Raw genomic sequence first — 11,550 nt, forward strand, 5'->3', positions numbered from 1 at the left:
GACCCACCGCCTGATCAAAGCCGGTCAAAAGGGCAAGATTTTTGCCAACCTGCGCATCGGGGCGGATGTGGCGGGGGCGGTGCCGTTGAAGGCGAATGCGGGCTCAATTCTCATCAGCGGACGTGAAGGTTCCGTTGGGTCGCCATGTAACGATTTCGCTGTCCTTGGGCGGGGTGAGGGTGAAGTACTGATACTCAACATCTGCATCCACCCATTTGTATTGTGCTCGGGTGAAGCGTAGCTTCATAAGGGTTGGGAACAGTTCAGTATGAATTTGTTTGATGTTGGCATTTCTGGCGAAGCTAACGTTGACAAATTCAACAGTCCTATATCCCTTTCCGAAAGTTTTTGCCTTACCATCTGCTTCCCACAAGGCTTTCCTCATGGCCGGTCCATAGGCATCCCTGAGGACGGGCAGTGCGGTCGTCTGCTTAGAGGAAAGGGCCTTCCTGAGTTGCTCCCGCTCGGAAGATGCGGCTTCGCTCAAATCTTTTGATTTCCCTTCTGCGTAAACTTTCGCGGCTGCCTCAAGAATACCTAATGCTAGTCCAATTGATTGACTATCTGCCTTAAAATCATTTGCATCAAATGATCTGACAAGTTGCAGGTGATTAGAAATAGATTGCTCGTAAGAAATGGCTTCGCTCAGTGCGACAGCTTGCTTTTCAGCAGCCATCTCTTCGGGCGTCGGTGAAGATGCCATTGCGCCGATAAAAACCAAAAAAGCAGCACCCGCATGAATTAAGCGTCTTTTCCTATTCCCGGGGAAGATCGCCATAACAAGTGCAATTAAACACCAAATGGTAGCTGCGATCCCAATAAATGGGATCAATGAAGCAAAATCCATAATCATTCTCCGGCAACGCTAAGCGGCACTCTTAGCAGGCGCTACATATCAAATCGAGGGTTCTATCATGGCTCAAGCGATTGGCTCCCTTTACGTCTCCCTCGGGCTAGACAGTGCGGCATTTTCTGCCGGTGTGAAAGCCGTTCAGCAACAGGCCAATGCTTTGGCCAGCAAGTTGGGCAAAGTCGCTGCTGGGATCGTCGCGACGGCGGCCCCCGCCATGGCCGCCATGGGCGTGGCCTCAATGAATGCGGCCGCTGAAATCCAGCGCGCCGCACGTCTGGCCAATGCTGCCCCTGCCGAGTTCCAGGGATGGGCGGCTGGCGCGGCCTCGGTCGGCATCGAGCAGGACAAGCTCGCCGATATCCTGAAGGACGTGAACGACCGGGTAGGTGACTTCATCGCCACGGGCGGCGGGCCGATGGCGGATTTCTTTGAACGCGTGGCGCCAAAGGTGGGGGTCACCGCCGCGCAGTTCCGCAAGCTCTCAGGCCCGCAGGCGCTGCAGCTCTATGTGGACAGCCTCGAAAAGGCGAACCTGAACCAGCAGGACATGACCTTTTTCATGGAGGCCATGGCCTCTGACAGCACCGCGCTGCTGCCGCTCCTGCGCGGCAACGGGGCTGCAATGGCAGAGTATGCCGCGAAAGCTCAGGCGCTCGGGGCCGTCATGGACGACAAGACGGTCGCGAGCTTTGCACGCGCCAAACAAAGCCTCTCGGAAGTGCAGCTGGCCTTTACCGGCTTTCGCAACATCATGGCCGCGCAGATCGTCCCGGGGCTTGCCGCAATGGCAAACGCTTTCGTCACAGCCGCGCAGAAAGGGCATTGGCTTGGCGACATGGTGCGGACTGTGGCAGAGGCCATGCCGCGCCTCATGTCCTACACCGCCACTTTTGCGGGGCTGATGGCCGGCAAATGGGTCGCCGCCTTTGCCGCCGCCCGCCTTGCGACCTTCTCTCTGGCGGGTGCGCTCACGGCATTGCGCGGCGCCATCGCGGCAACCGGGATCGGGGCCATCGTCATAGTGGCAGGGGAGTTGGTCTACCGCTTCATGGGGTTGGTCAAGTCTGCCGGCGGTTTCGGCGAGGCGTTAAGTGTCCTCAAAGATCTGGCCGTTGAGGTCTGGGACCGGATAGGCTTAGGGGCATCTGTTATCATGCGGCACGTGTCTGCAGCCGCGGCTGGCCTTCGTTCTGTCTTTGCAAAGGCATTTGCATGGATTTTGCGCAAGGTTGCCGAACTGACCACCAGCGTTGCCACTGCAATTAATGGCCTGTTCTCCAAGGCGGGTATCGATCTTGGGCTGCAGGGGGGGCTCGGTGCAGAACTGGCGGGGGAACTGGAGAATTATGCTGAGCGGCAGGACTTTACAGCCAACGCTCAGCGCATCGCTGCCGGGAAATTCGCGGCTGATATGCTTGCTCCCCTTAAGTCTCTGGAGCTTCTGAAGTCGCAGACCGAGGAGACCAACGAGGAATTGGGCCGCTTTGGCGGGCCCGGCGGCGGTCTGGCCGCGGCGTCATCAGGCGCGGGCGGAGCAAAGGCCAAGCTGTCCGATGTTGAGCGCGTCATGAAGGCTCTGCGCGAGGAAGCCGAAAAACTGCAAGCGACCTTCAACATGTCCGACCTGCAGGCCCAGATCTGGGAGAAGCAGCGCGAGGCGGGCGTTGCCGCTGAAAGCACGCAAGGCAAAATGATCGCCGGTTATGCAACGCAGGCCGATCAGCTCAAAAAGCTCAAGGATGCCACCGAGAGCTGGCGCGACAGCATCAGCTCAGCCTTCTCCAGCTTCATCACCCAAGGCGGCAGCTTCAAAAAGGTGCTGAGCGAGATCATCAGCAAACTGGCTGAGATGCTGATGAGCAAGGCCTTCACCTCGCTGATGGGCCCGGGCACTTCGGGCGGCGGCTTCCTCACCGGTGTGATGAAAATGTTTGGCTTTTCCAACGGCACCAACTTCGCGCCGGGCGGTCTGGCTCGGGTGCATGAGCGCGGTGGCGAGATCATGAACCTCCCGCGCGGCACTCAGGTGATCCCGCACGACATCAGCAAGCGCATGGCCGACAACGCCAGCAAGAGCCAGGGCGTGAGCATCCACATCGACGCCCGCGGCGCGGTGGAGGGCACGGCAGCGCTGATCGAGCAGAAGATCCGCGCCGCCATTCCTCAGATCGTCAACCAATCCGCCGCGCAGACAAAGGCACTGCAGGGCAGGGGGCATCGATGACAGACTTTCCGTCAGCCTACATTACGGGCGTGACCCGCGCCCTGCGCTCAGCTGTGCTGGCAACGGAGAGCCCGTTCAGCTTTACGCAGCAAGTGCAGGACATGGGCGGCGAGCGGTGGGAGTTCTCGATTGACGTCATGGTCGAGGACTTCGGCTTCGAGGCCTTTGCGAACTCGGTCCTGGGCAAGCGCCTGCCGTTTGATCTCGTCCTGCCAAAGGCCGGGCAGCACTTTGCCGTGTTGCCCGATCTGGCGGTTGAGGGCGCGGGCCAGAGCGGCAATGCTCTGACCGTCTCCGGCCACTGGTATGGCAACACCCTGCAGCCCGGCACCTTCTTCAGCCTCGCACAGGGCGGGCGTCAGCGGCTTTATCAGATCACCTCTGCCGCGGTGAATGATCCTGCCAATCCGCTCGATCCAGTCACGCTGCAGATCGTGCCCCGACTGCGGGGCGCGCCCGCTGCCGGGGCTTTGCTCAACTTCACTCCGAAGGTCTCGCTTCGGGCGACAGGCCCCGTCCCGGCGACCATCGGTCATGTGGTTCATCAGTTCAGTATCGAAGCCGTGGAGGCGCTATGAGCCGCGATATGCAGCCAGCCAATGTCGAGGCTATCAAGCGGAATGAAGTTCATATTATTGGCTTCTTTGAAGGCGAGTTTGCATCTGGCCGTATCCGCCTGTGGAGCGGATATGGTGATTATCACTGGCGTGGCGAGGCATGGACAGGCGCAGGGCATCTGATCGCCATCAGTGAGATCGAAGAGACCAACGGCGTCGTCGCCTCTGGGGTCACGGTCTCGCTGTCCGGTATCTCTCAGGACATGATCGCCACCGCGATCAATGAGGCGCGCCAAGGCATGCCGGGCCGGATCTGGATCGGCTTTTGCAGCGCGGACTGGCAGCTGCTGGCTGATCCGGAGCTGGTGTTCTCGGGCCTGCTCGATGTGCCGCAGATTTCAGAGGACGGGACGACAGCCACGGTTTCGATCAGCTATGAAAGCCAGCTCATCGACCTGCAGCGGCCCCGCGAGTGGCGCTACACCCATGAGAGCCAACAGCAGATCCACCCCGGCGACCGGGCGTTTGAGTTTGTCACCAGCATTCAGGAGATTGACCTCAAATGGGGCCGATGACGCGCAAAACCCCGGGCTGGGAAATCCGCCTGCATGATGAGATCGAGGCCGCCAAAGGGCGGCCTTTTTCATGGGGGCAGCATGACTGCCTGACCTGGGCGGCGGACGTCTTCGCCGCCCTGACCGAAACGCCATCGCTCGCTGATGACTGGCGGAGCACTTACCACACGCCAAAACAGGCTCTGCGCGTGATCAAGCGACGTGCGGGCGTCACCAATTATGGGGATGCCGTCTCTGCTCATCTGGGAGCGCCGCTGCCGTCTGTGCTTTTCGCGCAGCGCGGTGATCTGGTGGAGGGCCCCGGTGGTAAAATCGGGGTCTGTGTAGGGGCCGATGCAGCCTTTGCCGGAGAGGCGGGCCTGCATCGCATTCCGCTGAACGAATGCCTGCGGGCATGGAGGGTCTGATATGCCGCCAGTCGTAGCAGGGGCCGCGCTTCTCGGGGGCGTGGCTATCGCGTCAGGGCTAGGGGTCATGGGCGCTTTGGCTGCCACCGGTTTCGTCGGCATGCTGGCGAGCTTCCGGGCCTCTCTCATGCTCTCCGGTGTGGCTGCGGCTCTGGCAGGCAAGCCAAAGATGGCCGTTGATGAAGGCATGCAAAACCGGCTGATCACCGTCCGGGAAGCCGCGAAAGCCCGAGACATTGTCTATGGTGAAGTGCGCAAGGGGGGGGCGGTGATCTATATCGCCACCTCCGGCACTGAAGCCTTCGGCGATGTAATCTGGCGCACCGAAATCGGGTATGAGATGCGGCAGGTCTATGACGGCGGGGTCGAGGCGGTCGCGGTGCCGGTGAAGGTCAAGGGCTCGACCGAACATCGCGGCACGCAAATGCTGCATATCATCATCGTGCTGGCTGGGCATCCGGTGCATGCGATCGATGAGATCTACTTCGAGGGTGAGCTGGCCTTTGATGCGGCGGGAAACCCGCAGGGACGTTATGCGGGCAAAGCCGCCGTAATGAAGCACTATGGCAGCGGGCAGGCCTTCCCTGGGCTTTCTCAGTGGTTGCCCGAGTGGACGTCACAGCACCGACTGGCAGGGTGCTCGGCTATCGCAGTCAGGCTCATCTTCGACGCTGAAACCTTTCCGAACGGCATCCCGAACATCTCAGCAAAAGTGCGCGGGCGAAATGACATCTATGATCCCCGCACGGGCACCCGGGGCTATACTGACAACGCCGCACTTTGCCTCGCAAACTACATGGAAGATGCGCGCTACGGCTTGGGCGCGGTCATTGGCGGGGATCAGGGTATTCGTTCCGATCACCTAATCGAGGCGGCCAATATCTGCGATGAATGGGTCGAAAGCCATGGCGTCTGGGAGCAGCGCTATCGCTGTAACGGCGTTCTCGATACCTCTGTCACCCCGCAGGATGCGATTGAGGGCCTGCTCTCTGCGATGGCGGGAAAGGCCATCCGGAAAAGCGGGCAGTGGTCGATCCATGCCGGGGCATGGCGGGCGCCATCGCTGGACCTCACAGAAGATGACGCCGCCGGGCCGTTGCAACTGGTAACCCGGATGAGCCGGGCGCAGAACTTCAACGGCGTGCGCGGAAAGTTCATCTCGCCTCAGAACGATTGGCAGGCGGATGATTTCCCGGCCTACAGGTCACAGGTCTATGTTGATGAGGACAGCGGAAAGGAGATCTGGCGGGACATCACTCTGGCATTCACGACATCCCCCTATGCCGCTCAGCGCATTGCCAAGATTGAACTGGAAACGACGCGCCGCCAGCTCAGCCTGACCTTCCCGGCGCATCTGAAGGCGCTGCAGGCCTCCTGCGGTGATACCGTGACGGTTTCTCGCAGCCGTTGGGGGTTCGATCACAAGCCCTTCGCCGTCACCAGCATGAAGCTCGGTCCTGCTGAAAACGGGATCGGGCTCATGCCGGTGCTGGCGCTGGCTGAGATCAGCCCGCTCGCCTGGTCCTGGCATGCAACGGAAGGGCAGATCTATCAGGCCGCGCCCCGCAGTAGCCTGCCGCCGGTCTGGTATATCGCCCCGCCGGGGATCACGGAGGTGCGCGAAGAGCTTTACGTCACCCGCACCGGAGACGGTGCAGCGGCGCGGACGCTGATCGGCTGGTCGTCCTCTGCGGATGCGCGCGTGGATCGGTATGTGCTCCAGTGGTCCTATGACGGAACGGTCTGGCAGACGGTCACGGAAACCGCTGAAATCTCTGCCTCACATGAAGGCTGGAAAGCGGGGCCGATGCGCTACCGGGTGCAGGCCATCGGTCAGCTCGGGCAGCGCTCCGAGTGGTCCTATTGGTCCGGTCAGCTCTACGGCCTCGCGGCTCCGCCTGTGGCTCTGGAGAATGTCTCGATCCAGACAGCGGGTGGGTTGGCAGTGATCAAATGGGCGCTGCCAAAGGATCTCGATGTCCGCTACGGCGGGCGGGTGATGATCCGGCACGCGGCCAACACAAGCGCGGCCTGGTCAAACACCGTCAGCCTCGATGAGGTGCAGGGCAATACGACCATCGCTGTCGTGCCGCTGATGCCGGGGGTCTACTTCGTCCGCGCCATCGATGCCTCCGGGCAGATGGGGCCGGCTGCAACTCTGTTTGCAGATGGCGCGCAGGCCATCGGCTTTGTCGATGCGGGCCTGCTGCAGGCGGACGATGAGTTCAGCGGCACGCATGACGGCACCGTAACAGCAGACGGCATCCTGACGCTGACCGATGTGGGCATCTTCGACGATGTGCCGGACACGGATGCGCTGGCCTCTTGGGATTACCCTTATGGGGTCTCGACGCGCGGGGTCTATACCTTCGCCACCACGCTCGCCTGGGCCACCCCCCGGCTGGTGCGGCTGCGCTCAGTGATCGAAATGGCCCCGCTTGTCCTCAGTGATGATTGGGACCAGCGTACCGGCACCGTCGACAGCTGGCTCAGCTGGGACGCTATGGCAGACGTCGAATGTGACGTCGAAATGCAGGTCCGCACCACCACAGACGACCCGTCCGGATCTCCGGTCTGGTCCCCATGGTCCCGCCTCGATGCAGGCGAGTACCGCGCGCGCGGCGTTCAGGCCCGCGCCATCCTCACATCCCGATCACCCGACGTGGCGCCGATCGTATCGGTCCTGCGCGTCAAAGCAGAACAGGTGGCAGCATGAGCCAGCATCCCCGCTCAGTCCCTTCCGGATCCGGCCTCGCCGTCCGGGAGGGCTTCAACAATGCGCTCGACAGCGCGTTCACACTCAACAGCGGGCCAGTCGCGCCCGCGTCTCCGCAGGCAGGCCTTCTGTGGCTGGATACGGCGAGCAGCGTCCTCAAAATCCGCAATGACGCGAATACTCAATGGATCGATCTCGCAGACCGTTTGGGGGCGATCCGCCACGATATCGCTCAGTCTTTGACCAGCGGCCAGCAGCAGCGAGCGCGAGGCAATATAGGGTTAGGCTCTGTTGCTGTGGAGGACCTGGTTCCGGTCAGCAAGGGTGGCACGGGTTCTTCTACTACTGACGCTGCGCGGAGCGCTCTTAATGCTGCCATCAGGCTGCCTGCGGCGGGGGCGGTTGAGAGTCTTGTGTGGGCACAGCATGCAACAAGCCCAGTTTACTTTGGCAATACCTATCCGGGCGATCAGCTGCGTCCCACAGGTGCCGCTAACTTGGTCTATGTGATCGGGACTGGTTTTACGGCAGCGGCTTCTATGGGCTCTCCTCTGAGCGGCACATGGCGGTGCCTTGGGAACTCCGTCCGGAATTCCTTTACGCCCAGTATCGGATCGGTTGACTTTGCCACTCTCTTCCAAAGGATCGCATGATGAATATTCGAAATCCTGCATACACTGAAGGTGGGTGCATCAACTGCGAGATTGAGCACCCCACCTACGGCTGGATACCTTTTACGGCTTCCCCCGATGATCCGGAACCGCATGGCCGGGACGTTTACGCAACAGCCTTGGGGATGGACCCGACACCATATGTTCCACCTGAGCCTGTCGCCCTCACGGCAGAACAGCTGGTGGAGCAGATCCGCGTGTCCGTACAGGCCCATGTCGATGCCACCGCCCGCGAGCGCCTCTACGACAACGGCAACAGTCTCGCCTCCTATGTCGCCAGCACCAACCCACAATGGGCCGCAGAGGCGCAAGCATTTGTGGCATGGCGCGATGCGGTATGGATGCAGGTTTATGACCTCTGGGCCTCTCCGCCTGAACCGTGGCCGACCCCGGTGGGCGTGATCGCGGACCTGCCCGCAATCAACTGGCCTGCCTGACCGGCCCGACAATCTGACCTGACGCCCGCCGCGCGCGGGTTTTTTCATGCGCGGAGGGCGCCTTGGAAGACATTGTGAAAACCTACTGGCCACAGCTCATCGCGCTGCTGGCCTTCGTCGCATGGCTGATCCGGCTGGAGGCCGCTGTGAAGGGCCAGGGCCAGATCATCAGCGAACTGCGCCGGGAGCAGGCCGAGATCACCCGCCGGGCTCAGGACCAAGCCGTCACGCTGGCGCGGATGGATGAGAGCCTCGCAGCGATCAAGAAGACGCTGGATCGGCTGGTAGAGCGGATGGAGAGGCGCGTATCTTAAATCGCGATTTAAGGATGATAATCTCTGCCCGCCCACTGCAGCCCTATCACTGCGCCTTTCACGGGACGGAGAAGCACTAAAGTGACAGCCGTCATGATCATCGCAAGGATAACCAGACCTGTCACGATGTGATCACCTGCAGCACGGAAGGTGACGAACTGGGCCGGTATCAACATCAGACAGGTAATGCAGAGCACGAAAAAAGTCGGCCCATCGGCAGGGCGGATATGAGTGTAGTCCTCACCACAGACTGCGCACTGATCGACTTTGCTTAGGTAGCCCCTGAACAGAGCACCCTCGCCGCAGTTGGGGCAACGGCTGCGCGCGCCTCGGAGCATAGCCTCGATGGTGTTGCGTTCGCTCATGTCATCCTCCGCCAGCCAGACTTTCAACCCTCTGCAAGTTGATCTGTTCCCCAGACAAGAACTCATCCCGCCCCGCACCCGCGGGGCATTTCCATTTCAGGAGGCAGCGATGCTGCAATTTCTGGTCCGGCTTTTTGCCGGTCTCCGGGCGATGCTGACTGCGCGCCCGAAATCCACCGCTGGCGGCGCGGCTGCCGTCCTCGCGGCAACGGCTCTGTTCGTCGGCCCCTGGGAGGGTGAGCGCACCGAGGCCTATCTCGACCGCATCGCCAGCCCGCCTGTCTGGACGGTCTGCTACGGCGAGACGAAGGGCGTGAAGTCAGGTGACCGCTACACGCCTGAGCAATGCCTGACGATGCTCCAGCAGTCATTGGCGGGTTACCACGCGCAACTCTCAGCCTGCCTTCCTAGGCTGACCTCGCAGCCGCAGGGCGTGCAGGTCGCGCTCACGTCCTGGACGTATAACGTCGGGGCCGGCGCGGCCTGTAGCTCAACGCTCGTCAAGCTGGCGCGGGCAGGGGACTGGGCCGCTGCCTGTCGCCAGTTGTCGCGGTGGGACCGGGCAGGGGGCAAGCAGGTCCGTGGGCTTACCAATCGCCGCGCCGCGGAACAGCGCCTTTGCCTCGAAGCTCTGGGGGTGAAGCCATGACCAATCCCTTTGTTCTGGAACTGCTGCGGCAGCTTCTCCGCTGGTTTTCCGTCTGGCTGATCGCGGCGGGCCTCCCTGCACCGCTCGCTGCCGTGCTGGAGCATCCGGAGGCTGTGGCCTTTACCGCAGGCCTGATCTCGCTTGCGCTGGCCGAGACCGGCTGGCTCATCGCAAAGGTGCGGCAATGGCTGGCGCGCTGATCCGGGCGCTGTGGAAGCCGCTGGCGGGCCTCCTTCTCCCCGTGGTGCTTCTACTGGCGCGGACGCAGGGACGCCGCTCAGCGGGCCGATATGGAGGCTGCAGAGGCATATCGTAAGACACGCGAGAGGATGGACCATGAGGAAAGCAATCTGGGCGACGATCCTGGCGCTCTGCGTGACTGGCTGCGTGCGCGTGGATCAGACCGCGGTGTGTGACGGCTCCCGGCTGGCGCGGGCTGAGCATGCAGCAGCATTGGCGCAGGATGGCGGCGACCGATCGGTCGTAACCGGGGCGCGGCTGATCCGCCTTATCGATGTGGGGTGCGCAGATGGCGGCAACTAAGGGGCTGGGCCGGGAGGTCTATCAGGAGGCCTTTGAGCGGCTCGGCAATATCAGCGCGGTGGCGCGAGAGTTCGGCGTTTGTCACCGCACCGTGGCGCGGTCGCTGCGGGGAAAGCAAACTGACCCTGCCATTCAGGCAGGCATGGATGCTGTGGGCACAGGCATGGTCCCGGCCATGGCGTGGATCAAGACGAAGGGCACGAAGGACAGCCCGGGCTATTCGCTGATGCTGAAACCCGCGGCGGACGACGCAGACCCGCTGGAGCGCATCCGGGAGGCCTTCACCGATCTGCCGGCCGCGCCCCTTGCCCCGCCGCCGCTCTATGCGGATGACGACCTGCTGACGCTCTACCCCATCGCGGACGCCCATGTGGGGATGCTGGCTTGGGGCGAGGAAACCGGCGAGGATTACGACACCCGCAAAGCCTGCGACCGGCTCCGCTCATGGGTAGGTCAGTGCGTGGCCTCCGCTCCGGCATCAGGCACGGGCGTGATCCTCGTGGCGGGCGATCTGCTGCATGCTGACGACCAGACCAGTCAGACGCCAAAGTCGCGGCACGTCCTCGATGTCGACACCCGGCACTTCCGCACGCTCGACATGGCGATCAGCGCATTGGCGGCCTGCATCGATCTGGCCGCCCGGGAAGCACGCCCGGGTGATCGTGCGGATCCTCCCCGGCAATCACGATCCTCACAGCAGCATGGCTGTCCTCTTTGCCCTGGCGGAGCGATATCGTGACGACCCCCGCATCGAGGTCGACAAGCGCCCCGGTGAGTTCTGGGTCTATGAGCACGGTCAGGTGATGCTGGCCTCGCATCATGGCGACAAGGCTCCGCCTGAGCGGCTGGCAATGGGGCTGGTGTCTCAGCATCGGGAGGCCTTCGGACGCTCCAAATTCTGCCACCTGTTCACCGGCCATCTTCACAGTTTCTCAGGCAAGGACATTGCCGGCGTGAGATGGGAGCAGTTGCGCGCTGTCACCGCCCGGGATGCCTATGCTGCTTCTCATTCCTGGGTCAGCCAGGCAGAGCTGCAGGCCATCACCTATCACAGAGAGCGTGGCGAGATTGCTCGTGCCCGTGTCGCTGCATAACATCGCCCCTGTCCTCACGGGCGGGGGCGGGGGCATTACATTTCAGTTATGCGCTATCAGCCAGACCGATTGACAGCCTTAAACCCACATTTCCCAAGTAAGGCGCTGATTTCGCTGTCCTGACCATTATATTTTCTATATAAAA

General features: G+C 61.8%; 14 protein-coding genes. 12 read left to right on the forward strand and 2 right to left on the reverse strand.

Annotated features, from left to right (window positions below):
* Positions 1-103: 103 nt before the first annotated feature.
* Positions 104-847 carry a hypothetical protein gene (locus tag EP867_RS17845; protein WP_128490820.1) on the reverse strand — a complete coding sequence of 248 codons (744 nt, stop codon included), beginning with the start codon at positions 845-847 and terminating at the stop codon, positions 104-106.
* Between the two features lie 67 nt (positions 848-914).
* Here EP867_RS17845 and EP867_RS17850 point away from each other — a divergent pair, with 67 nt between their 5' ends.
* The 7 genes from EP867_RS17850 (at position 915) to EP867_RS17880 (ending at position 8,754) form a co-directional block, all read left to right on the forward strand.
* On the forward strand, positions 915-3,077 hold the full coding sequence (locus tag EP867_RS17850) for a hypothetical protein (protein WP_128490821.1): 2,163 nt from the start codon (positions 915-917) through the stop codon (positions 3,075-3,077).
* Entirely contained in the window at positions 3,074-3,655 is a 582-nt protein-coding gene (locus tag EP867_RS17855; protein WP_128490822.1) for a hypothetical protein, read from the forward strand. Before EP867_RS17850 ends, EP867_RS17855 begins: the two co-directional genes overlap by 4 nt.
* Positions 3,652-4,209, forward strand: coding sequence for a hypothetical protein (locus EP867_RS17860; protein ID WP_128490823.1), 558 nt, complete (start codon positions 3,652-3,654; stop codon positions 4,207-4,209). Before EP867_RS17855 ends, EP867_RS17860 begins: the two co-directional genes overlap by 4 nt.
* Positions 4,206-4,616 (forward strand): DUF6950 family protein, encoded by a 411-nt coding sequence (locus tag EP867_RS17865; protein WP_128490824.1) that lies wholly within the window; start codon positions 4,206-4,208, stop codon positions 4,614-4,616. Before EP867_RS17860 ends, EP867_RS17865 begins: the two co-directional genes overlap by 4 nt.
* Position 4,617: 1 nt before the next feature.
* Positions 4,618-7,332 carry a phage tail protein gene (locus EP867_RS17870; protein ID WP_128490825.1) on the forward strand — a complete coding sequence of 905 codons (2,715 nt, stop codon included), beginning with the start codon at positions 4,618-4,620 and terminating at the stop codon, positions 7,330-7,332.
* A 796-nt stretch (positions 7,333-8,128) separates the two neighbouring features.
* Positions 8,129-8,440, forward strand: coding sequence for a hypothetical protein (locus EP867_RS17875; protein WP_128490826.1), 312 nt, complete (start codon positions 8,129-8,131; stop codon positions 8,438-8,440).
* Between the two features lie 62 nt (positions 8,441-8,502).
* Positions 8,503-8,754 (forward strand): hypothetical protein, encoded by a 252-nt coding sequence (locus EP867_RS17880; RefSeq protein WP_128490827.1) that lies wholly within the window; start codon positions 8,503-8,505, stop codon positions 8,752-8,754.
* Between the two features lie 8 nt (positions 8,755-8,762).
* Here EP867_RS17880 and EP867_RS17885 read toward each other — a convergent pair whose 3' ends face one another.
* Positions 8,763-9,119, reverse strand: a complete 357-nt coding sequence (locus EP867_RS17885) for a DUF983 domain-containing protein (RefSeq protein ID WP_164888937.1) — start codon at positions 9,117-9,119, stop codon at positions 8,763-8,765.
* Between the two features lie 109 nt (positions 9,120-9,228).
* Here EP867_RS17885 and EP867_RS17890 point away from each other — a divergent pair, with 109 nt between their 5' ends.
* The 5 genes from EP867_RS17890 (at position 9,229) to EP867_RS17910 (ending at position 11,405) form a co-directional block, all read left to right on the forward strand.
* Positions 9,229-9,768, forward strand: coding sequence for a lysozyme (locus EP867_RS17890; RefSeq protein ID WP_128490829.1), 540 nt, complete (start codon positions 9,229-9,231; stop codon positions 9,766-9,768).
* Positions 9,765-9,968 (forward strand): hypothetical protein, encoded by a 204-nt coding sequence (locus EP867_RS17895; protein WP_128490830.1) that lies wholly within the window; start codon positions 9,765-9,767, stop codon positions 9,966-9,968. Before EP867_RS17890 ends, EP867_RS17895 begins: the two co-directional genes overlap by 4 nt.
* A gap of 136 nt (positions 9,969-10,104) precedes the next feature.
* A complete protein-coding gene (locus EP867_RS17900; protein ID WP_128490831.1) occupies positions 10,105-10,311 on the forward strand; it encodes a hypothetical protein in 207 nt (68 codons plus the stop codon).
* Positions 10,298-11,050, forward strand: coding sequence for a hypothetical protein (locus EP867_RS17905; RefSeq protein ID WP_128490832.1), 753 nt, complete (start codon positions 10,298-10,300; stop codon positions 11,048-11,050). Before EP867_RS17900 ends, EP867_RS17905 begins: the two co-directional genes overlap by 14 nt.
* Positions 11,013-11,405 carry a hypothetical protein gene (locus EP867_RS17910; RefSeq protein ID WP_128490833.1) on the forward strand — a complete coding sequence of 131 codons (393 nt, stop codon included), beginning with the start codon at positions 11,013-11,015 and terminating at the stop codon, positions 11,403-11,405. The genes EP867_RS17905 and EP867_RS17910 overlap by 38 nt, the downstream gene beginning before the upstream one ends.
* Positions 11,406-11,550: the final 145 nt, after the last annotated feature.

Source organism: Falsigemmobacter intermedius (genome assembly GCF_004054105.1).
Classification (GTDB): domain Bacteria; phylum Pseudomonadota; class Alphaproteobacteria; order Rhodobacterales; family Rhodobacteraceae; genus Wagnerdoeblera; species Wagnerdoeblera intermedia.

What these genes read in the sequence shown, in the direction of transcription:
- EP867_RS17845 (WP_128490820.1), bottom strand. Translation starts at nt 847, where the DNA reads ATGGATTTTGCTTCATTGATCCCATTTATTGGGATCGCAGCTACCATT.
- EP867_RS17850 (WP_128490821.1), top strand. Translation starts at nt 915, where the DNA reads ATGGCTCAAGCGATTGGCTCCCTTTACGTCTCCCTCGGGCTAGACAGT.
- EP867_RS17855 (WP_128490822.1), top strand. Translation starts at nt 3,074, where the DNA reads ATGACAGACTTTCCGTCAGCCTACATTACGGGCGTGACCCGCGCCCTG.
- EP867_RS17860 (WP_128490823.1), top strand. Translation starts at nt 3,652, where the DNA reads ATGAGCCGCGATATGCAGCCAGCCAATGTCGAGGCTATCAAGCGGAAT.
- EP867_RS17865 (WP_128490824.1), top strand. Translation starts at nt 4,206, where the DNA reads ATGACGCGCAAAACCCCGGGCTGGGAAATCCGCCTGCATGATGAGATC.
- EP867_RS17870 (WP_128490825.1), top strand. Translation starts at nt 4,618, where the DNA reads ATGCCGCCAGTCGTAGCAGGGGCCGCGCTTCTCGGGGGCGTGGCTATC.
- EP867_RS17875 (WP_128490826.1), top strand. Translation starts at nt 8,129, where the DNA reads ATGGACCCGACACCATATGTTCCACCTGAGCCTGTCGCCCTCACGGCA.
- EP867_RS17885 (WP_164888937.1), bottom strand. Translation starts at nt 9,119, where the DNA reads ATGAGCGAACGCAACACCATCGAGGCTATGCTCCGAGGCGCGCGCAGC.
- EP867_RS17890 (WP_128490829.1), top strand. Translation starts at nt 9,229, where the DNA reads ATGCTGCAATTTCTGGTCCGGCTTTTTGCCGGTCTCCGGGCGATGCTG.
- EP867_RS17895 (WP_128490830.1), top strand. Translation starts at nt 9,765, where the DNA reads ATGACCAATCCCTTTGTTCTGGAACTGCTGCGGCAGCTTCTCCGCTGG.
- EP867_RS17900 (WP_128490831.1), top strand. Translation starts at nt 10,105, where the DNA reads ATGAGGAAAGCAATCTGGGCGACGATCCTGGCGCTCTGCGTGACTGGC.
- EP867_RS17905 (WP_128490832.1), top strand. Translation starts at nt 10,298, where the DNA reads ATGGCGGCAACTAAGGGGCTGGGCCGGGAGGTCTATCAGGAGGCCTTT.
- EP867_RS17910 (WP_128490833.1), top strand. Translation starts at nt 11,013, where the DNA reads ATGGCTGTCCTCTTTGCCCTGGCGGAGCGATATCGTGACGACCCCCGC.